The 19,245-nt window shown below is 71.5% G+C and carries 18 protein-coding genes; 11 read left to right on the top strand and 7 right to left on the bottom strand.

Features of this window, described 5'->3' with window-relative positions:
- Positions 1-56: 56 nt before the first annotated feature.
- From RH864_RS10950 to RH864_RS10965, 4 genes are all read left to right on the top strand, one after another.
- Complete coding sequence (locus tag RH864_RS10950) at positions 57-893, top strand: biotin--[acetyl-CoA-carboxylase] ligase (protein ID WP_310517587.1); 837 nt, start codon at positions 57-59, stop codon at positions 891-893.
- 7 nt (positions 894-900) lie between these two features.
- Positions 901-1,497, top strand: coding sequence for a PH domain-containing protein (locus RH864_RS10955; protein ID WP_310517588.1), 597 nt, complete (start codon positions 901-903; stop codon positions 1,495-1,497).
- A gap of 89 nt (positions 1,498-1,586) precedes the next feature.
- On the top strand, positions 1,587-2,420 hold the full coding sequence (locus tag RH864_RS10960; protein ID WP_310517589.1) for a DarT ssDNA thymidine ADP-ribosyltransferase family protein: 834 nt from the start codon (positions 1,587-1,589) through the stop codon (positions 2,418-2,420).
- Positions 2,421-2,514: 94 nt separating this feature from the next.
- Positions 2,515-5,634: a glycosyltransferase gene (locus RH864_RS10965; protein ID WP_310517590.1), complete on the top strand. Its 3,120-nt coding sequence runs from the start codon at positions 2,515-2,517 to the stop codon at positions 5,632-5,634.
- Between the two features lie 13 nt (positions 5,635-5,647).
- On the opposite strand, the gene RH864_RS10970 is transcribed toward RH864_RS10965, so the two are convergent.
- The 3 genes from RH864_RS10970 to RH864_RS10980 are packed head-to-tail and all read right to left on the bottom strand — an operon-like array spanning position 5,648 to position 7,768.
- The gene (locus RH864_RS10970) at positions 5,648-5,983 is read right to left on the bottom strand and encodes a hypothetical protein (protein WP_310517591.1); all 336 of its coding nucleotides are present in this window, start codon (positions 5,981-5,983) and stop codon (positions 5,648-5,650) included.
- The gene (locus RH864_RS10975) at positions 5,971-7,140 is read right to left on the bottom strand and encodes a polysaccharide pyruvyl transferase family protein (protein ID WP_310517592.1); all 1,170 of its coding nucleotides are present in this window, start codon (positions 7,138-7,140) and stop codon (positions 5,971-5,973) included. Before RH864_RS10975 ends, RH864_RS10970 begins: the two co-directional genes overlap by 13 nt.
- Before the next feature lie 10 nt (positions 7,141-7,150).
- Positions 7,151-7,768 carry a GtrA family protein gene (locus RH864_RS10980; protein WP_310517593.1) on the bottom strand — a complete coding sequence of 206 codons (618 nt, stop codon included), beginning with the start codon at positions 7,766-7,768 and terminating at the stop codon, positions 7,151-7,153.
- Between the two features lie 56 nt (positions 7,769-7,824).
- Between RH864_RS10980 and RH864_RS10985 the strand changes: the two genes are divergently transcribed.
- From RH864_RS10985 to RH864_RS10995, 3 genes are all read left to right on the top strand, one after another.
- On the top strand, positions 7,825-9,006 hold the full coding sequence (locus tag RH864_RS10985) for a 5-(carboxyamino)imidazole ribonucleotide synthase (RefSeq protein ID WP_310517594.1): 1,182 nt from the start codon (positions 7,825-7,827) through the stop codon (positions 9,004-9,006).
- A gap of 91 nt (positions 9,007-9,097) precedes the next feature.
- The gene (gene purE / locus RH864_RS10990; protein ID WP_310517650.1) at positions 9,098-9,565 is read left to right on the top strand and encodes a 5-(carboxyamino)imidazole ribonucleotide mutase; all 468 of its coding nucleotides are present in this window, start codon (positions 9,098-9,100) and stop codon (positions 9,563-9,565) included.
- Between the two features lie 50 nt (positions 9,566-9,615).
- Positions 9,616-10,929: an LCP family glycopolymer transferase gene (locus RH864_RS10995; RefSeq protein ID WP_310517595.1), complete on the top strand. Its 1,314-nt coding sequence runs from the start codon at positions 9,616-9,618 to the stop codon at positions 10,927-10,929.
- A 20-nt stretch (positions 10,930-10,949) separates the two neighbouring features.
- Here RH864_RS10995 and RH864_RS11000 read toward each other — a convergent pair whose 3' ends face one another.
- Positions 10,950-12,080, bottom strand: a complete 1,131-nt coding sequence (locus RH864_RS11000; RefSeq protein ID WP_310517596.1) for a glycosyltransferase family 4 protein — start codon at positions 12,078-12,080, stop codon at positions 10,950-10,952.
- Positions 12,081-12,108: 28 nt separating this feature from the next.
- Entirely contained in the window at positions 12,109-13,020 is a 912-nt protein-coding gene (locus tag RH864_RS11005) for a glycosyltransferase (RefSeq protein ID WP_310517597.1), read from the bottom strand.
- Between the two features lie 102 nt (positions 13,021-13,122).
- Between RH864_RS11005 and RH864_RS11010 the strand changes: the two genes are divergently transcribed.
- On the top strand, positions 13,123-14,727 hold the full coding sequence (locus RH864_RS11010) for a glycosyltransferase (protein WP_310517598.1): 1,605 nt from the start codon (positions 13,123-13,125) through the stop codon (positions 14,725-14,727).
- 95 nt (positions 14,728-14,822) lie between these two features.
- Here RH864_RS11010 and rfbD read toward each other — a convergent pair whose 3' ends face one another.
- Entirely contained in the window at positions 14,823-15,668 is an 846-nt protein-coding gene (gene rfbD / locus RH864_RS11015; RefSeq protein ID WP_310517599.1) for a dTDP-4-dehydrorhamnose reductase, read from the bottom strand.
- A 3-nt stretch (positions 15,669-15,671) separates the two neighbouring features.
- Positions 15,672-16,670, bottom strand: a complete 999-nt coding sequence (gene rfbB / locus RH864_RS11020) for a dTDP-glucose 4,6-dehydratase (protein WP_310517600.1) — start codon at positions 16,668-16,670, stop codon at positions 15,672-15,674.
- Positions 16,671-16,758: 88 nt separating this feature from the next.
- Here rfbB and rfbC point away from each other — a divergent pair, with 88 nt between their 5' ends.
- From rfbC to RH864_RS11035, 3 genes are read left to right on the top strand one after another with little or no spacing between them, the layout of a single operon-like run.
- Complete coding sequence (gene rfbC, locus RH864_RS11025) at positions 16,759-17,367, top strand: dTDP-4-dehydrorhamnose 3,5-epimerase (RefSeq protein ID WP_310517601.1); 609 nt, start codon at positions 16,759-16,761, stop codon at positions 17,365-17,367.
- Positions 17,368-17,373: 6 nt separating this feature from the next.
- Positions 17,374-18,243: a glucose-1-phosphate thymidylyltransferase RfbA gene (gene rfbA / locus RH864_RS11030; protein WP_310517602.1), complete on the top strand. Its 870-nt coding sequence runs from the start codon at positions 17,374-17,376 to the stop codon at positions 18,241-18,243.
- Positions 18,244-18,247: 4 nt separating this feature from the next.
- Positions 18,248-19,243: a hypothetical protein gene (locus tag RH864_RS11035; protein ID WP_310517603.1), complete on the top strand. Its 996-nt coding sequence runs from the start codon at positions 18,248-18,250 to the stop codon at positions 19,241-19,243.
- Positions 19,244-19,245: the final 2 nt, after the last annotated feature.

Here is a 19,245-nt window from a genome sequence, read left to right on the forward strand (position 1 = left end):
GGACACTAGCCTGAATCCCACACGTGCCGTTTTTGCCTATGTGCGCTGGAGGTGCCATGGACTGGGAGCGCTCCCGGGCTGCGGTCCCGCGTCTCGAGTTCCTCGAGCAGGCGGGGTCGACGAACGACGAGTTGCGGCTGGCGGCGAGCGGGCCGGATGCCTCGGCGTGGCCCCATGGCTCGGTGATCGTGACCGACGATCAGGTCGCCGGCCGCGGCCGGCTCGGGCGGACCTGGCTCGCACCGACCGGGAAGACGCTCGCGATCTCGGTGCTGATCCGTCCCACATCGCTGCCCGGCGCCTTCCCGGCCCAGGCGTACGGCTGGCTGCCGCTGCTCGCCGGGGCGGCGATGACCGAAGCGGTCCGCGCGGTCGTCGAGCGGGCGCACACCTCGGCCGCCGAGCCCGACGACGTCAGCGGAGGGCTCGAGGTCGAGCTGAAGTGGCCGAACGACGTGCTCATCTCGGGGTTCAAGGTGTGCGGCATCCTCTCCGAACTGCTGACCGAGGGTGACGTGGTCATCGGCAGCGGGCTCAACCTGACCCTCGACGAGCACGACCTGCCGACCCTCACGTCCACCTCGCTGCTGCTCGCGACGGGGGAGCGACCCGACGCCGACGCCGTCCTCGCCGACTACCTCGAACGGCTGTTGAGCTCGGTGCAGCGGTTCGCGGAGCACGGCGGCGATGCCATTGCGAGCGGCGTCGCCGACCGGGTGGCGCGGCTCTGCGGAACGCTCGGGCGGGACGTGCGTGTCGAGTTGCCCGGGGGCTCCGAACTGCTCGGAACGGCCGAGCGCATCGATCGCGACGGGCGGCTCGTGGTCAGAGACCGTGAGAACGGTGAGCCGCAGGCTGTCGCCGCGGGTGATGTGACGCACCTGCGCTATTAATGGGCGTATGAGCCGCCCTGCACCTGGAGGTTCCGAGCCGCCCGCGACGACCCCGGGTCCGCCCGGCCCGCCGGCGACGCCAGCGGCGCCCGAGCGGGTCGTCGCGCGCTTCCGCCGGAGTGCGCGCGTGCTGATCTTGCCGGTGCTGCTCATGATCGCCGCGGCGGGCGCAGCGGGCTACGCGCTGTTCGCCCTGACCGAGCCGTGGCAGCGGCTCGCCGTTGGCGCGGGCGCGATCCTCGTGGTGCTGCTCGGAACGCTGCTGCCGTTCCTCGCCTGGCTCACCCGCCGATGGACGCTGACGACCCGTCGGATCATCCAGCGATCGGGAGTGTTCGCGCGCTCGCGTCAGGAGCTGCAGCTGCACCGCGCCCACGAGGTGACCGTGCGGCGCACGCCCGGCCAGCGCATGTTCGGAGCCGGCGACGTGCGGATCACGACCGCGCACGAGCGGCCGCTCGTGCTGCATGACGTGCCCGGCCCGCTGCTCGTGCAGGCCGCGCTGGACGAGCTGATCGACCGATCGCACCGCGGGGCGGCGGCCGAGCGCCGCGTCGATCCGCCGGACCCCGACGTCGACACGGTGCTGTGGGGCACGCGCTGACCGCAGTGGGCATCGAGGGTCGCTGGAGCGCGTACAGTGGTCGGGCGGCGCTCGCGTGAACCCGACGCGAGCCGCGAGAGAGGTTCACGTTGGGCGAGTGCATCCACGGTTTCGACGACGGCCTGTGCGCCATCTGCTTCCCGCCGAAGGCGCCTGAGCCGCCGGCCGCGGCACCCGTGAAGGCGAGGGCGCCACGGGCGACGGGTCGCGCGACGAAGTCGGCCGGCGGCCCGCCCGTCCGCCCCGCTGCGCGGTCGTCGAGGCTCACGGCGGAGCCTCCGGTCGACCCGGCGAAGCTGCGCGTGTACCACCTCACGCATCTGGACAACCTGGCGCGGATCCTCGGCACCGGCGCGCTGCTGCCCGACTCCGGCGATCCTTCGGCGTCGCCCGCGGTCGACATCGCCGCGCCCGCGGCGCGCGACTATCGCCGCACCGCATCGGTGGGTGAGGGTGGGACGACGCTCGCGGGCTACGTCCCCTTCTTCCTCAGTGTCGACGCCCACCTGTGGCTCGCCATCCGGGACGGCGAGCCCGATCCGCGGCTCGCGCCCGTGCCCGCGGGCGAGACCCGGCCCGCGGCCGACTTCGTGCTGCTCGTGAGCTCGGTCGCCCAGGCGCTCGGCGCGCGCGCCGCCGTCACCGAACAGGTCATCGCCGCGGCATCCGACGCCTCGCTCCCCGGGGCCGAGCTCGCAGTCGGCTGGCACGAGGCCGAGCGCGTGCTGCGCCGCATCGCGGTGGACGAGGAGGGGCTCGCCTCGGGTGAGCTGCTCGTCAAGGGCGACGTGCCCCTCGAGCGCATCCAGCTCATCGCGGTGGCGAACGACCGGGTCCGCGATCGGGTGCGCGCGGCGCTGTCCGCGGTCGGGGTGAAGACCCGGGTCGCGGTCTACCCGCCCTGGTTCCAGACGTCGCAGTGATCAGGCCGCGGAATTCGCGGACGTATTCACTCGCATATGATTCTTTGGTGTTTGTCGCGCGTCCGGCAGGCATCGAGGGTCGAAAGAGAGTGCAATGCGGCAGAAGTTCCTGCGGATCATCCGGGTGGTGCTGCGCGGGCGATATGACGACGTTCGCTCGCGCGTGCTGGGGCAACCCAAACCGACCAGCGATGCCGAGCGCGCGCAGCGCCTGCTGGACCTCGGCGTCTTCGACCCCGAGTTCTACCGTGCCTCGGCCCACGTCGACGCCACCGACCGTCTCGATCTCGCACTGCACTTCGTCACCGACGGTTCGCACTTCGGCTATTCGCCGCACCCGCTGATCGAGCTCGACTACTTTCCGACCGAGGTCAGGCACGCCGTCGAACGCGGCGAGACGGACGGGCTCGTCGCCCATGTGCAGAGCGACTGGGCGAGGGAGCACGCGTGGGGTCCGCTGTTCGACCCGCGTGAGTTCGCGATCGCCGAGCCGCCGGCCGACGCGTTGCGGCACCTCCATCCGAACGCCCCGCTCCCGGTGCCCAACGGTTTCGAGGGCCCGATCCCCACCTGGAAGCAGGCGAGGGCGCGCGCGATCGAACACGCCGTCGCCATCTCGAAGCAGCGGATGTACCGGACCGCGGTGGCAGACCCCGATTGGGACGCGGAAGGCGAGGCCGCCTGGATCGCCGAGATCTCCGCGCACCCGCTCGCGACCGAGGCGGGTGCGCCGCTCGTGTCGATCGTCATGCCCGTCTGGAACCGCGTCGACACGGTCGGCGAGGCGATCGAGTCCGTGCTCGCGCAGTCGCTCGCCGAGTGGGAGCTGCTCGTGGTGGACGACGGCTCCACCGACGGGAGCATCGAGACCGTTCGGCGCTACGCCGCCGACGACCCGCGCATCCAGCTGATCGAGCGCCAGCATGTCGGGGTGTGTGCCGCGCGCAACGCGGGTATCGAAGCCGCGCAGGGGGAGCTGGTCGCGTTCCTGGACTCCGACAACGCCTGGACGCCGCAGTTCCTGGAGCTCAGCGCCAAGGCCATGCGCTCGGGCGGTCACGCCGCCGTCTACAGCGCGGTCGAGCTCATCGACCACGGCGGCACCTCGACATACCGCGGGCTCCAGGTCGAGCGGTCCGACCTGCTCATCGAGAACTCGATCGACATGAACTGCCTCGTCACGACGACCGAGGCGATCCGCGCGATCGACGGGTTCGACACGTCGCTCCGCCGCTGGGTCGATCACGATCTCGTGCTCCGGCTCGCGGCCGCCGTCACGCTGACCTATCTGCCGTTCATCGGCTGCCGCTACTCGCACAACGACCGTCTCGATCGGATCACGATCAGGGAGTCCTCGCATTGGCAGTTCGTGGTGCTCGGCAACGCGCTCCTCGACTGGGACCAGGTCCTCACCGACGTCGACTCCCGAGTCCCGGGCCGGGTCAGTGTCGTGGTGCTCGCCTATCAGGACCACCACCGGACCGTCCGGGCGATCGACTCCGTGTTGCGGACCACGGGCGATGAGGTCGAGATCGTGGTCGTGGACAACGGGTCCCGCCACGCGGTCGGCCGTTCGCTCGACGCCAGGTACGGCGAGCACCCCCGGGTGGCCTATCACCGCCTGGCGCGGAACTACAACTTCGCGACCGGCTCCAACGTCGGATTCGCGCGCTCGTCCGGTGAGTTCGTGATGTTCCTGAACAACGACACCGAGGTCCGCGAGGGCTGGCTCGAGCCGCTCGTCGAACGTCTGACCCGACGCGAGGCGTTCGCCGTGCAACCGCTCATGACCTATCCGAACGGCACGGTGCAGACCGCGGGAACGGTCTTCACCGTGCCGGACGGGCTCGCCAGCCACTTCCTCGCACGCCACCCCGTGCAGGATGCGCTCCGGCACGACGGCATGGGCTTCCACGCCGTCACGGCCGGCGCGATGCTGACGCGCGCTGCCGATTTCGCCCGGCTCAAGGGGTTCGACCCGATCTATGCCAACGGCCTCGAGGATGTCGACTTCTGTCTGCGCGCCGGCGCCGCCTTCGGCGGCACGTTCGAGGTGGAGTCCCGCTCCGTGGTCGTCCACGAGGAGAGCCAGTCGCCCGGGCGGTTCGCGCGCGAGGGCGAGAACCGCAGGCTGTTCCTGCAGCGGTGGCGCGGAAGGTTGCCGCGTCCCCAGGTCGACCAGTTCGCGAAGCTCTCGTTCGAGGTCGTCCACCTGTCGCCTGAGGTGGACGTCGAGTACGGCATGGCCCGTCCCCTGCTCGCCCGGTCGACCACGCCCGCGCCGGGTGCGACCACGCCGAGCCTCCGCTGGGCGATCAAGATCGGGGCGGACAACAGTCCCGCCGGTGACCTGTGGGGCGACGTGCCGTTCGCCGACGAACTGGCCCGAGCGCTGGGCGCAGCGGGTCAAGACGCCGTCATCGACCGGTTCGGGGCCTTCGGCCGGCCGACCTCCTACCTCGACGATGTGGTGCTCACGATCCGTGGCCGTCATCCGGTGCATCCGCAGGCGGGTCGAACCAATGTCCTCTGGGTGATCAGCCGCCCCGAGCTCGTCGACGTCGCCGAGGTCCAGGCGTACGACCTGGTCTTCTCGGCGTCCCCGAAGTGGGCCGAGTGGATGTCGAAGGCGTCCGGCAGGCGGGTCGACGTCCTGCTGCAGGCGAGCGACCCTTCGCGGTTCGCGTGGCAGGACGATGCCGCACGCGGCCCCGAGGCGCTCTTCGTCGGCGGCCCGCGGCCGGGTGCGGGCCGGAGGATCGTGAGCGATGCGGTCGCCGCCGACCTTCCGCTCGCGGTCTGGGGGCCGGGCTGGCCGTCCTACGTCCCCGGCGATCTGGTCAAGGGTGAGTTCCTGCACTGGGCGGATGTCCCCGGCGCGTACCGCGCCGCCGACGTCGTGCTCAACGACCACCTCGAGGGCATGTCTCAGTGGGGCTTCATCTCGAACCGCATCTTCGACGCCGTCGCGAGCGGCGCCGCGGTGATCACCGACGAGGTCGACGGACTCGAGATGTTCGGCGGCTCGGTCGTCTCCTACTCCTCGCCCGACGAGCTCAGGGCGCTGTTCGAGGACCGGAGCTGGCGGCCGTCGGAGGAACGACGCCGGGAGCTCTCGGCGCAGATGCATCGCGAGCACTCGTTCGAGGCCCGCGCCACGACCCTCCTCGATGCCGTCCTCGCGCACCGCGCGGAGCTCGGCTTCCCGGGCTGACGCCGCGTCGCGCTCAGTCGGTACGCGCCTCGGCCCGGGCGGCCAGGGCGTCACGGTGCTGCCGGAGTGCGTCGCGATCCGTTCGCAGGGCCGTGTGCTCGCGTCGAAGGGCGTCGCGATCGTCGCGGAGCGCGGCGGCCTCGTCGCGGAGGGCGGCGGCCTCGTCGCGGAGCGCGCTCGCTTCCCGGCGGAGCGCGTCGAGTTCGCCGTGGAGCCCGGAGACCTCCTGCTCGAGCGCGCGCTGACGCTCGCTCAGACGACGACGCTCGGCCGTCGTGGCCTCGACGAGCGCGAACACCGCGTCGCGATCGCGTCGGAACCGCTCGGCCTCGCCGATCAGCTCGTCCATTCGACCACCTGCTCGATCTGCTCGCGGAGGGCGCGCTCGGCGGTGAGCTCGAGCGCTGCCGAGGTCTCGTCCGCACGCGTCCGCGTGTCGTCGGCGAGGGCCGTTCGCGCGGCGGACGGCAGCGCCGCCGGTTCGACGCCGAACGGCATGGCCGGGTCCCACTCGGCGGCGTACCCGTCGAGCTTGGCCGTGGAGAGCCCGATTCGCGGAACCCGGAAGGCCGCGCTGACGACCCGGCCGTGCAGGGACGTGCCGATCCAGAGCGCCGCTGAGGCGATCTCTGCGACGAGCACCTCGGGCTCTCGGCCGGTGATGACGCGGACCCGAGCGCGACCGGCACGTCTGAGCTCGTCGGCCATGACCTCGTAGCGGGCGAGGGAATCGTGTCCGGGAGCGATCCCGGCGGCGAAGAACGCGATCTCGAACGGCGCGATCGCCTCGGTCGCGAGCAGCGCCTCGATGAACGCATGCTCGGTGTGCGCGTCGAGCGCACGTTCGGAGATCTGCACGAGCACCTTCGGCTCGGCGGCGTGCTCGGCGGGCACGAGTGAACGGATGGCGTGGACGACGTCGGGCGCGAGCCGGTGCGGCTGCTCGAGCTCATCGAGCAGCCGGCTCGAGGCGCGATCCCGGACGGTGATCGCGTCGGCCCGGACGACGGCCGACCGGAAGGCCGCGAGCCCGGTCTCGTCGAGAGCGGCCGCGCCGGCGAGGCCGACGGAGTGCAGCACCGAGCGGGCCCGTTCCTGTGCGACCCATCCGTCCAGGTCGGGAAGATAGGCCGGCCCGGTGAGGTCACCGCCGCTCAGCACCTGTGTGATCGCGGTCCGGCCGGCGTCGCCGGCCTCGCGGTAGATGCGGAACTCATCCTCGGTGAGGGAGAAACGGTAGGCGCTCTCCTGGTCGACGCCGCCGAGCTCGCCGCCGACCGACCAGACCACGTCGAAGGCGTGCCGGCTGAGCAACGGCGGGAAGGCGGGCACGAATCGGCCGAGGGTCCCGCTCATGTCGGCCGCGGACGGTGCCGCGGCCAGCGTGGTCACCCCGGCAGCACGCAGCCGGTGTTCGGTCAGACGCAGGAAGAGCAGATCGCCGAAGTTGTCGCGTTCGAACGCCCCGACGAGCATGACCGTGGCCGGGGACCCGGGTGTCGACATATGCCGCAGTCTATTCGAAGGCCCGCTCGGTGACCGGGGTGACCTGGTTCCGCGCGGCGGGCAGCCGGGCGTCCGCGGGCGTCGTGGGGGGCGGCGCTTCCGGCTCGGGCTCTTCGAACAGCGAGCGCTGGGCGGCCTCGACGCGCGCGAGGTTGGAGAGCCCGTCCGTGCGGTGGTGCCCGAAGACCCAGTAGCGGTACAGCAGGAACCGGAAGGCCGTGCCGAGCGCGAGCCCGACGACGTTCGAGGCGAGGTTGTCGGCGATGAGGCTCGTGTAGCCGAGCAGGTGATGGCTCACCCAGAGACAGCCGAGCGCGATGACCATGCCGCCGATGGAGACCGCGACGTACTCGGCGAACTCGCGCAGGTAGTTGCGGCGGCGGTGCGAACGGAAGGTCCAGTACCGGTTGCCGATCCAGTTGAACACGATCGCGACCGAGGTCGAGATGGTCTTCGCGCCGATCGCGGACTGGGCCCAGTCGTCGGCGCCGAACAGGCCGAGCCGCAGCGCGTTGAAGAGCGCGACGTCGATCACGAGGCCGAGCACCCCGACGACGCCGAACTTCAGCGCGTAGGTGATCAGGCCGTCCCACGCCCGCCCGAGCAGGCCGCCCCCGCGCCGTATCACCGGGCCAGGATAGTCGCGTGCGGCTCGGCTTAGACTGTGAAGTCGCGGTCCTGTGGATGACATCCCGGGACCAGAGAGCACGCAATCAGGGAAACGGGGTCGATCGGGTGCGGGTCGGAGTGATCGGTGGCGGTCAATTGGCGCGGATGATGATCCCCGCCGCGATCGAGCTCGGAGTCGAACTCCGTGTGCTCGCCGAGACCGAAGGGATGTCGGCGGCACTCGCCGCAGACCGGGTGGGCGACTACACGGATGTCGCGACGGTGCTCGACTTCGCACGCGGGGTCGACGTGATCACCTTCGACCATGAGCACGTCCCGCAGGACGTGCTGCGGGCGCTCGTCGACGCCGGCGTCCCGGTGCGACCGGGCCCGGGCGCCCTCGCGGTGGCGCAGGACAAGATCCTCATGCGCGAGCGGCTCTCCGAGCTCGGGCTGCCCGTGCCCGACTGGGCCCGTGTCGAGACCCCGGCCCAGCTCGACGAGTTCATCGCCGCGCACGGCGGCGTGGCGGTCGTGAAGACGCCGCGCGGCGGGTACGACGGCAAGGGCGTGCGCGTTGTGCGCTCGGCTGGCGAGGTCGCGGAGTGGTTCGCCACGATCGCGGAGGACGGACAGCCCGGAGCCCTCCTCGTCGAGGAGCTCGTCGAGTTCCGCCGTGAGCTCGCACAGCTCGTCGCTCGCCGCCCGAGCGGCGAGGTCGCGGCGTGGCCGCTCGTCGAGACGATCCAGGTCGGCGGCGTGTGCAGCGAGGTCATCGCGCCCGCGCCGAAGTCGGCGGGTCGCATCGCCGACCTCGCGGGCGACATCGCCTTCGCGGTCGCCGAGGGGCTCGACGTGACCGGCGTGCTCGCGGTCGAGCTGTTCGAGACCGTGGACGGCCGCGTCCTCGTCAACGAGCTCGCCATGCGCCCGCACAACAGCGGCCACTGGTCGATGGACGGCGCGACCACCGGACAGTTCGAGCAGCATCTGCGCGCCGTGCTCGACCTCCCGCTCGGCGGCACGGGCACGCACGCGCCATGGGCCGTGATGGTGAACATCCTGGGCGGTCCCGAGGAGGGCACGCTCGCCGACCGCACGCCCGCCGCGCTCGCCGGACATCCGACCGTGAAGCTGCACGCCTACGGGAAGTCGCCCCGGCCGGGCCGGAAGGTCGGGCACGTGACGGCCATCGGCGCCGACCTCGACGACGTCGTGTACGAGGCGCGCGCCGCCGCGATGGAGTTCCAGGGCTGACGCCGAGTGGCGCTGCGGGGTTCTCACAGCGCCCAGCCCTACACTCGATCGGGTGACTGAGACGAACAACGCGCCACTCGTCGGCGTCGTGATGGGCTCCGACTCCGACTGGGGCGTCATGCGCGAGGCATCCGAGCTGCTCGAGCAGTTCGGCGTGCCGCACGAGGTCGAGGTCGTCTCGGCGCATCGCACTCCCGAGAAGATGATCGCCTACGGCAAGCAGGCGGCCGGTCGCGGGTTGAAGGTCGTGATCGCCGGCGCCGGCGGCGCCGCGCACCTGCCCGGCATGCTCGCCTCGGTCACGACGCTTCCGGTCGTCGGGGTTCCCGTGCCGCTCTCGCGACTCGACGGACTCGACTCGCTGCTCTCGATCGTGCAGATGCCGGCCGGCGTGCCGGTCGCGACCGTGTCGATCGGCGGCGCGCGCAACGCGGGGCTCATCGCCGTGAAGATCCTCGCGACCGCCGACCCCCGGCTCGCCGACGCGCTCGCCGGCTACGCGGACGACCTCGCCGCCATGGTCGAGGAGAAGAACGAACGGCTGAAGCAGTCCCGATGACCCTCGCCGCCAGCCCGATCCGTTTCCCGGACACCGCCTCGCGTCCCCTGATGACGCGACGCGCGTGGTGGCTCGTCGTGCTCAACTTCCTGATCCCGGGTGCGCCGCAGGTGCTCGCGGGCAACCGCCGGCTCGGCCGGTTCGGGCTAGGTGCGACCCTGACGCTCTGGGCGCTCGCGGTGGTCGCCCTCGTGGTCTGGCTGCTCTGGCCGACCGTGCTGCTCTCGGCGTTCTCGCAGTCCTGGTCGCTCTGGATCGTGGCCGCGCTGCTCGCGTTCTATGCGGTGCTCTGGGTCGTGCTCACGTTCGACACGCTGCGACTCGTGCGCCTGGTGAAGACCGCGCCGACGGCGCGCGGCTGGATCGCGGGCCTGACGACGGTGGTCATGATCGCCCTGTCCGGCACCGCGGCGTACGGCGCGTACATCGCGACGACGGCGAGCGGATTCCTCGCCTCGGTGTTCGTCGCGGGCCCCTCCGAACCGCCGATCGACGGCCGGTACAACATCCTGCTGCTCGGCGGCGATGCCGGCCCCGACCGCGACGGCCTGCGCCCCGACAGCATCCGTGTGGTGAGCATCGACGCCGAGACCGGCCAGGCGGTCACGATCGGCCTGCCCCGCAACATGGAGGACGTGCCGTTCGACGACACCTCGCCCCTGCGCGCGGTCTACCCCGAAGGGTATGGCGCGATCGACGGCTGCGAGGTCGACGTGTGCCTGCTCAACTCGATCTACACCGAGGTCGAGCTGAAGAGCCCCGAGATGTACCCCGATGCGGTGGCCGAGGGGAGCGAGCCCGGCATCGAGGGCATGCGCGATGCCGCCGAGGGCATCACCGGCCTGCAGATCCAGTACTACGTGCTCATCGACATGGCGGGCTTCCAGCAGCTCATCGACGCGCTCGGCGGGGTCACCGTGAACGTGCCGGAAGACGTCCCGATCCACGCCGACGAGACGTTCACGACCGTCGCCGAGTGGATCCCGGCGGGGGAGCAGCACATGGACGGCTACCACGCGCTCTGGTACGCGCGCTCGCGGCACGGCACCAGCGACTACGACCGGATGGCTCGACAGCTCCAGATCCAGGAGGCCGTGCTCGCGCAGTTCAACGCCGCGAACGTGCTCACGAAGTTCCAGGAGATCGCCGCAGCGGGCTCGCAGGTCGTGAAGACCGACGTCCCGCAGTCGATGCTCGGCTATTTCGTGGATCTCGCGGGCAAGACCAAGGAGCTGCCGATCATCGACGTGCCGCTCACACCCGACAACGGCTTCGATCCGGAAGACCCCGACTACGCGTACGCGCTGGGGCTCGTGCAGCAGGCGGTCGCGCCGCCGCCGACCGCGGAGCCCGCCGACGGCTGACCCGCCCGGCGGCAGGCGACTCAGAGGTCGGCGTGCAGCTGCCAGACGCGCTCGGCCGAGTCGGTCCAGGTGAATGCGCGTGCCCGGTCGTGCCCGGCGATCACGAGCCGCTCGGCGAGCGCCGGCCCGTCGACGACGGCCGTGATGGCCGCGAGCAGGCCGTCGACGAAGTCGTCGTCGTCGTCGACCGCGAGCCCGGCGTCCGCCGCGACCTCGGCGTACGCGGGGATGTCGGAGTGGACGACCGGCACGCCGAGGCTGAACGCCTCGATGAGCGAGGTGCCCGAGCCCTCGTCGTGGCTCGGGGCGACGAACGCGGTCGCGCCGGAGAGCACGGCGGCGAGCAGCCCCGGCTCGGGGTCGTCGACGTGGTGCACGCGATCGGGTGCGACGCCGGCCTCCTCGGCCGCGGTCGCGAGGTGCTGCTCGCCCCACGACTCGGGCCCGATCACGACCAGCGGAAGGTCGGGCGCGTCCGGCCGGCCGAGTGCGGCGAGGACGTCGACCACGCCCTTCCGCGGCTCGAGCGTCCCGGACACCACGAGGTACTCCGACGGCAGGCCGAGCTCGTCGCGCCGGCACGACGCGTCGGCGCCGACCTCGAGCCCGTCGCGCGGTGCGGTCGGGATGACGCGGACGCGGTCGCCGAGATCGGCGACCATGCCGAGCTGGTCGGCGAGCGCGTGCGTCGGGACGACGACGGCGTCGGCGTGCTTGCGGGCACGCTTCAGCATGCCCTTGTGCCACGCCACGGACGTGCCGCTCAGCGCCTCGGGATGCGTCCACGCGAGCAGGTCGTGCACGGTGACCACGATCTGGGTGCCTTCGTCGCGCGAGTGCTTGCGCAGCGGGGCGAACAGGTTCGGCGCGTGCACGAAGCCGGCGCTCTGGGGCGTCGGCACGCCGAGCTGCCAGGCGGCGGCGAGCTCACGGCGGGGGAGCGGCGCCCGCACGAGCTCGGCGAGGCCGGGGACCTCGTGCTGCACGCGTTCGAGCTCCTCGGGCGGCGCAGCCGAGACGAGCCCCTCGACGAGGCATCCGTCCGGCGCGGTCGCGACGATCGCGCGTGCGAGGTCGCGGGCGTACCGGCCGACGTACCCGGGAACGGGTGCGACGATCGGGTCGACGATGAACCGCAGGGTCGTGGTCACGGTCCGCCTCCTCGGGTGGCTGCTCGGGTCAGGATCTGGTCAGGTACCGCCGGAGACCGGCGGGGATGGGACCGCGGATGCGGAAGAAGCCGTGCACGCCGCCGACGACCGTGGCGACGAGGTGCCGCCAGCGCTGCGGCCCGCTCGTCACGGCGTCGAGCGCGGGCCCGATCTGCCGTTTGACGACCGCGGCCGCCCAGCGCGGGTGGCGACGGGCGGTGCGGTAGACCAGGTCGATGTTGTTCCGCACGATGTAGTACTGCCGGAACGGCGAGTGGTATTGGTACTCGAACGCGCCGGTGCGGTTCCGCCGCCGCAGACCGAACGGGCGGAACGGCACCATCTCGCCCAGCTCATGGGCGATGTCCGTGCCGCGCGCGATCGCGATGCGGAACCCGCGGTCGCGCACCCGGATGCAGTACTCGGTGTCGACGCAGTCGATCACGAGGCGTTCGTCGAAGAGCCCGGCCCGTTCGAACACCTCGCGCGCGACGACGAACCCGGACTGGATCGCCTCGGGCACGAGCCCGAGCCCTTCCGGCGACGTCCAGGTCGGCAGCGACGGCTGGCCGTTCACCCGGTCGGCGCAGACGATGCCGAGCCTCGTCACGGGGTTCGCCGCGCGGAACGTGGCGAGGCAGTCGGCGACGTAGTCGGCCGGGAGATCGGTGTCCTGGTCGGTGGTGACCACGAAGTCGGCGCCGTCGGCGAGCGCCTCGCGCACGCCGGCGTTGAGCGCACCCGCGATGCCACGGTTGCGACCCAGCCTGACGACGGATGCCTCGAGCCCCTCGATCTCGGCGAGCACACCGTCGGCGGCGGGGCCGGAGCCGTCGTCGACGACGATCAGCCGGTCGACCTGGGCGCGGAGCGCCCGCATGTGCGCGACGACGTCGTGGTCGGGGTGGTACGTCGGCACGACGGCGATCACACGCGGCACTTCGGTCCTTCCGGGTCGAACGGACGTGGGGCGTGCCCGGGCGAGACCGGTCACCCAGATTAGAGTAGTTGATGGCCATTCGGCGGAAGGACGAGCACCCTGGTGAACCAGAGCTGGCATTCGGCGCGCGAGGTCGTGCTCGATGAGACCGAGCGTCGCCGGCTGGCCGAGCTCGCCGACGCGGACCGCGTCGTCGCCGAGCGGGCGGCCGAGCGCTACGGGCTCGTCGTCGAACACCCGGAACTGACCCTGCAGCGGCGGATCCGCGGCGGGGTCATGCGCCGGGTGCGGGCGACCGGCGCACCAGCGCTCGCGAAGAAGGTCCTGAGCCGTTCGCGTCGCGAGCTGTGGCGTGCCCGCGGACGCACGATCCCCGCCGAGACCGGGTCGGCGACGCTGCGCGTCGCGCCCGCGCCAGAGACCGCGACCGAGGGCGCGCGCCTGCTCGCCGAGACCACCGAGCCGTACCTCGCGCTGCTGCGGCCGGGCACCCGGCTCGCGCCGGGCGCGACCGCCGCGATCGAGCGGGCGGCCGGCGAGCACCCCGGCGCCGAGGTGTTCGTCGGCGACTCGCGCCGGGCGAACGGCGTGCCGACGCTCGCGCCCGACCACTCGGTGTTCCGGCTGCGCGAGATCGACGAGCTCGGCCCTGTGGTCGTGCTGGCCGTCGCGGCACTCCGCGATCGCGGCGGCTTCCGCGCCGAGGCCGACGGGGCCGAGCTGCTCGATGTCGTGCTCCGGGCCGACCCCGACCGGGTCATCCGCCTGCGTCATGACCTCGGGATCGGCGAGCCGCACGACCTGCCGTCCGGCGAGGGCGCCGAGCGCGCCGCGGCGGTCGTGGCGGCGAGCCTCGAACGCGACGCGGTCGACGCGGACGTCACCGCCGTCGGCGGCATCCGCGAGGTCGCCTATCGACCGTCCGGCACCCCGATGGTCTCGATCATCGTCCCGACGCGCGGCGGCAGCGACCGGGTCGCGGGGCGCGAGCGCACGTTCGTCGTCGAGGCCGTCCGCGGCATCGTCGAACGTACGACCTGGCCCGACTACGAGCTCGTGATCGTCGCCGACGACCCCACCCCGCAGTCGGTCGTCGACGAGCTCGAGACGATCGCGGGAGACCGGCTCCGGCTCGTCCGATGGAGCGAACCGTTCAACTTCAGCGCGAAGATGAACCGCGGTGCGGCGGTCGCCCGCGGCGAATACCTGCTCATGCTGAACGACGACGTCGAGCTGCTCACGCCCGACTGGCTCGAGCAGCTCGTCGGCGCGGTGCAGCAGCCGGGCGTGGGCCTCGTCGGTGCCGCCCTGTACTTCGAGGACGGCTCGATCCAGCACCTCGGGCACCGCTACGAGCGCGGCGCGCCGGGGCACGTCGGGTTCGGGCTGACGCCCGGCGCGCTCGTGAACCCCGACCAGCTCGCCGCCACGCGCGAGGTCTCGGGGGTGACGGCCGCGTGCGCGCTGGTGCCGGCCCGGGTGTTCGCCGAGGTCGGCGGGTTCAGCGACGAGTTCGCGGGCAACTACAACGACGTCGACCTGGCCCAGAAGATCGGCGACCGCGGACTGCACATCCTCGTGCTCGGCCGCGTGAAGCTGTACCACTTCGAGTCGCGCACGCGCGACGCGAAGGTGCTGCCGCATGAGACCGACCGGCTGCAGGCCAGGTGGGGCCGAAGGCTGCAGCACGACCGCTTCGCGCGGTGAGCCTCCCGTCGGTCGAGTGGCGAAGCGTATCGAGACCGGGTCACCGGGTCTCGATACGCTCGCTGGCGCTCGCTACTCGACCAGCGAGCAGGCGATCACGCGAGGACGCCGGCCTCGTTCGCAGCCGTGAGCGCCTCGCGCCAGTCGCGCATGGGTGCGAGGCCGGCGCGCGTCCAGGCGTCGTGGCCGAGCACGGAGTACGCGGGGCGCGGCGCGGGCCGCACGAAGGCCGAGCTGTCGGTCGTGGTGATGCGCTCGGGGTCGAGCCCGGCCTCCTCGAGCACGGCGCGCGCGAAGCCGTACCAGCTCACCTCCCCGCTGTTCGTGCCGTGGTAGATGCCGCCGGGCGCGTCCGCGTCGAGCAGGGCCACGATCTGGCGCGCGAGGTCACCGGTCCAGGTCGGCTGGCCGACCTGGTCGTCGACGACCGACCAGGTGTCCTTCGACTCGGCGAGCTTCAGCATGGTCTTGGCGAAGTTCGGGCCGTGCGCGCCGTAGAGCCACGCCGTGCGCACGATGAACGTGGCGCCCGGGTTCGCCTCGAGCGCCATGCGCTCGCCAGCGGCCTTGGTGCGGCCGTACGCGGAGATCGGGCCGTACGGCTGGTCCTCGGCGTAGGGCGAGGTCGCGCTGCCGTCGAACACGTAGTCGGTCGAGACCTGGACCAGGCGCGCGCCGGCGAGCGACGCCGCCGCGGCGAGGTTGGCCGCGCCCGTCGCGTTCACCGCGTAGGCGTCGTCCTCGTGGGACTCGGCGTCGTCGACCTTCGTGTAGGCGGCCGCGTTGATCACGACGTCGTGGCCCGCGACGGCGTCGCGGGTCGCGGACGCATCCGTCACGTCGAGATCCGCGCGACCCAGCGCGGTCACGTCGCGACCGGCGAGCGCCTCCTGCAGGTCGCGGCCGAGCATGCCGGATGCCCCGGTGATGAGGTATCGCATCGACTACTGCCCCTGCTCGCGGTAGCGGGCCTCGGTCTGGTCCTTCTGCGGGGCCCACCAGGATTCGTGCTCGCGGTACCAGGCGATGGTGTCGGCGAGCCCGGACGCGAAGTCGCTGAACTGCGGCTGCCAGCCGAGCTCGGTGCGCAGCTTCGTCGAGTCGATCGCGTAGCGCAGATCGTGACCCGGGCGGTCGGTGACGTGGTCGTAGGCGTCGGAGGGCTGCCCGAGCTCAGTGAGGATGAGCTCGACGACCTCCTTGTTGTTCTTCTCGCCGTCGGCGCCGATCAGGTAGGTCTCGCCGATCTCGCCCTTCTCGAGGATCGTGAGCACCGCCGACGAGTGGTCGTTCGCGTGGATCCAGTCGCGTACGTTCTCGCCCTTGCCGTAGAGCTTCGGCCGCTCGCCGCGGAGCACGTTCGTGATCTGACGCGGGATGAACTTCTCGACGTGCTGGTACGGGCCGTAGTTGTTCGAGCAGTTCGAGATGGTCGCCTGCAGCCCGAACGAGCGCACCCACGCACGGACCAGCAGGTCGCTGCCGGCCTTCGTCGACGAATACGGGCTCGACGGGTTGTACGGGGTCTGCTCGGTGAACCGCTCGGGGTCGTCGAGCTCGAGGTCGCCGTACACCTCGTCGGTCGAGATGTGGTGGAAGCGGCGGTTGTGGCGGCGCGCCGCCTCGATCAGCGTGTACGTGCCGATGATGTTCGTGTCGAGGAACGGGCGCGGGTCGGAGAGCGAGTTGTCGTTGTGGCTCTCGGCGGCGTAGTGCACGACCGCGTCGTGCTCGGCGACGAGGCCGTCGACGAGCGGTGCGTCGGCGATGTCGCCCTTGACAAAGCGGAAGCGGTCTTCCGGCAGACCCTCGAGCGAGGCGAGGTTGCCCGCATAGGTGAGCTTGTCGAGCACCGTCACCGAGTGGTCGGTGTTCGCCAGGACATAGTGCACGAAGTTCGAGCCGATGAAGCCGGCGCCGCCGGTGACGAGGAGATTTGACACCCGGTCATCTTAGCCAGGCGAGCCTGGAAGCTCGCGGCGGGCCGAGCCCGAACGCGGCCCCTCGACCTGGGATTGCTACACTCTCGGGGTGCAGATCCGCGAACTGAAGATCCCCGACAGCTACGAGATCACCCCGAAGCAGTTCGGCGACGACCGCGGAGTGTTCCTCGAGTGGTACCGGTTCGACCGGCTCGAAGAGACCATCGGTCACCCGCTCCAGCTCGCGCAGGGCAACACCTCGGTCTCCAAGCGCGGCGTCGTGCGAGGCATCCACTTCGCCGACGTGCCGCCCAGCCAGGCGAAGTACGTGACCGCGACCCATGGGGCCGTGCTCGACTTCGTGATCGACATCCGCGTCGGCTCGCCGACGTTCGGCCAATGGGACTCGGTGCTCCTCGACGACCAGGATCGCCGTGCGATCTACCTCGCCGAGGGTCTCGGGCACTGCTTCATCGCGCTCAGCGACGACGCGACCGTCAGCTACCTCGTGACCTCGACGTTCAACGCCGAGCGCGAGCACGGGATCAACCCGCTCGACCCCACCGTCGGGCTCGAGTTCCCGGTCGACGCGGCCGACCTGCTGCTCTCACCGAAAGACACCGCGGCACCCAGCCTCGAAGAGGCCGCAAGCTCGGGACTGCTGCCGACCTGGGACGCCGCTCGGGCGTACTACGCCTCCCTCAACGAAGGAAAGTGACGCTCGATGCGTGGAATCATCCTGGCCGGCGGCTCCGGCACCCGACTCTGGCCGATCACCAAGGGCATCTCGAAGCAGCTGATGCCCATCTACGACAAGCCGATGATCTACTACCCGCTGTCGACGCTCATGATGGCGGGCATCAACGAGATCCTCGTGATCACGACGCCCGAGTACAACGACCAGTTCAAGGCGCTGCTCGGTGACGGCTCGCACCTCGGCATCCGCATCGAGTACGCCGTGCAGCCCTCGCCCGACGGCCTCGCGCAGGCGTTCATCATCGGCGAGGAGTTCATCGGCGACGAGTCGGTCGCGCTCGTGCTCGGCGACAACATCTTCCACGGATCGGGCCTCGGCTCGGCGCTCCGGCAGCACACCGACGTCGACGGCGCCCTGATCTTCGCCTACCAGGTGAGCGACCCGACCGCCTACGGCGTCGTCGAGTTCGACGACGAGTTCCGTGCCGTCTCGATCGAGGAGAAGCCCGCGAACCCGAAGAGCGACTACGCGGTGCCCGGGCTCTACTTCTACGACAACCGCGTCATCGAGATCGCGAAGACCATCGAGCCGAGCGCGCGCGGCGAGCTCGAGATCAGCACGGTCAACGAGCGGTACCTCGAGGACGGAAGCCTGAGCGTGCAGGTGCTCGACCGAGGCACCGCGTGGCTCGACACCGGCACGTTCGAGTCCATGATGCAGGCGTCGGAGTACGTGCGCGTGATCGAGGACCGGCAGGGCTTCAAGGTGGGCTGCATCGAGGAGATCGCGTGGCGCGCGGGCTGGATCGACGACGCCCAGCTCGCCGAGCTCGCGGCACCGCTCGTGAAGAGCGGCTACGGACGCTACCTGAGCAAGCTGGCACGGCAGGCGCGCTAGGCCCATGCCCGCGTCCGTGTGGCGCCGCATCCGGGCCCGGCTGCGACCGCTCCGCGCCCGGGCGACTGCCGCGTCGTCGCGTGCGACCGACCTGGTGAAGCGGGTCGCGGGCCGCGTGGCGAAGCGCGTGGCTTCGGCCCGCGGCGGGCTCCGCATCCTGGTCCGGCCGCGCGGCGCGGATGAGCGCGACGTGCGCAGCCTCATGCTGCGCCACGCATTCAGCCGGTCGACCCTGCTCGGCGACCAGCCGCGCGTCTCCCTGACCTCGTACGGCTGGCGGCTCGACACCGTGCACCTTGCGATCGAGTCGATCGGCCGCGGCTCGGCGCGGCCGCGTACGCTCACGCTGTGGCTCGAGGCGCCGCCGACCGGCAGGATCAGGCGCCGGCTCCGCCGCCTCGAGCGGCGCGGGCTGCGGGTCCGGCTCACCGAGGGGTACGGGCCGCACACGAAGTACTACCCCGAGATCCGGCTCCCCGGCGGCACCGAGTCGCCGCTCGTGACCGCCGACGACGACATGGTGTACCCGCCCGACTGGCTTCGGCAGCTCGACTCGGCCGCGCGCGACGAACCCGAGCTGATCCACTGTCATCGCGCGCACCGCGTGCTCGCGACCGACGACGCCATCGCGCCGTACACCGAGTGGACGCCCGTCGCCGATCGGACACCACGACTCGGGAACCTCGCCACGGGCGTGTCCGGAGTCATCTATCCGCCACGTGTGCTGCGTGCTCTGGCCGCGCGGGGCACGGACTTCCGCGACGCCTCGCCCACGGCCGACGACATCTGGATCCACGCCACGGCGGTCGAGGAGGGAATCGCCACCCGGCAGCTGAGCCGCTCGGCGCGGCTCTTCCCCGCGGTCCCCGGAACGCAGGTCTACGGGCTCTACGCGCACAACGTCGTCGGCGGTGCGAACGATGCGCAGGTCGCGGCCAGCTACTCGGCCGCCGCGGTCGCGCAGCTCGCCGCCGAGTCGGAGGCCGAACGCGACGCGTGAGC

The sequence above is a fragment of the Agromyces aerolatus genome, from assembly GCF_031432255.1.
In the GTDB taxonomy this organism is placed as follows: Bacteria; Actinomycetota; Actinomycetes; order Actinomycetales; family Microbacteriaceae; genus Agromyces.

Bases quoted from the DNA above. Each gene is read 5' to 3' on its own strand.
- RH864_RS10950 (WP_310517587.1), top strand. From the start codon at position 57: ATGGACTGGGAGCGCTCCCGGGCTGCGGTCCCGCGTCTCGAGTTCCTC.
- RH864_RS10955 (WP_310517588.1), top strand. From the start codon at position 901: ATGAGCCGCCCTGCACCTGGAGGTTCCGAGCCGCCCGCGACGACCCCG.
- RH864_RS10965 (WP_310517590.1), top strand. From the start codon at position 2,515: ATGCGGCAGAAGTTCCTGCGGATCATCCGGGTGGTGCTGCGCGGGCGA.
- RH864_RS10970 (WP_310517591.1), bottom strand. From the start codon at position 5,983: ATGGACGAGCTGATCGGCGAGGCCGAGCGGTTCCGACGCGATCGCGAC.
- RH864_RS10975 (WP_310517592.1), bottom strand. From the start codon at position 7,140: ATGTCGACACCCGGGTCCCCGGCCACGGTCATGCTCGTCGGGGCGTTC.
- RH864_RS10985 (WP_310517594.1), top strand. From the start codon at position 7,825: ATGACATCCCGGGACCAGAGAGCACGCAATCAGGGAAACGGGGTCGAT.
- purE (WP_310517650.1), top strand. From the start codon at position 9,098: ATGGGCTCCGACTCCGACTGGGGCGTCATGCGCGAGGCATCCGAGCTG.
- RH864_RS10995 (WP_310517595.1), top strand. From the start codon at position 9,616: ATGACGCGACGCGCGTGGTGGCTCGTCGTGCTCAACTTCCTGATCCCG.
- rfbD (WP_310517599.1), bottom strand. From the start codon at position 15,668: ATGCGATACCTCATCACCGGGGCATCCGGCATGCTCGGCCGCGACCTG.
- rfbA (WP_310517602.1), top strand. From the start codon at position 17,374: ATGCGTGGAATCATCCTGGCCGGCGGCTCCGGCACCCGACTCTGGCCG.
- RH864_RS11035 (WP_310517603.1), top strand. From the start codon at position 18,248: ATGCCCGCGTCCGTGTGGCGCCGCATCCGGGCCCGGCTGCGACCGCTC.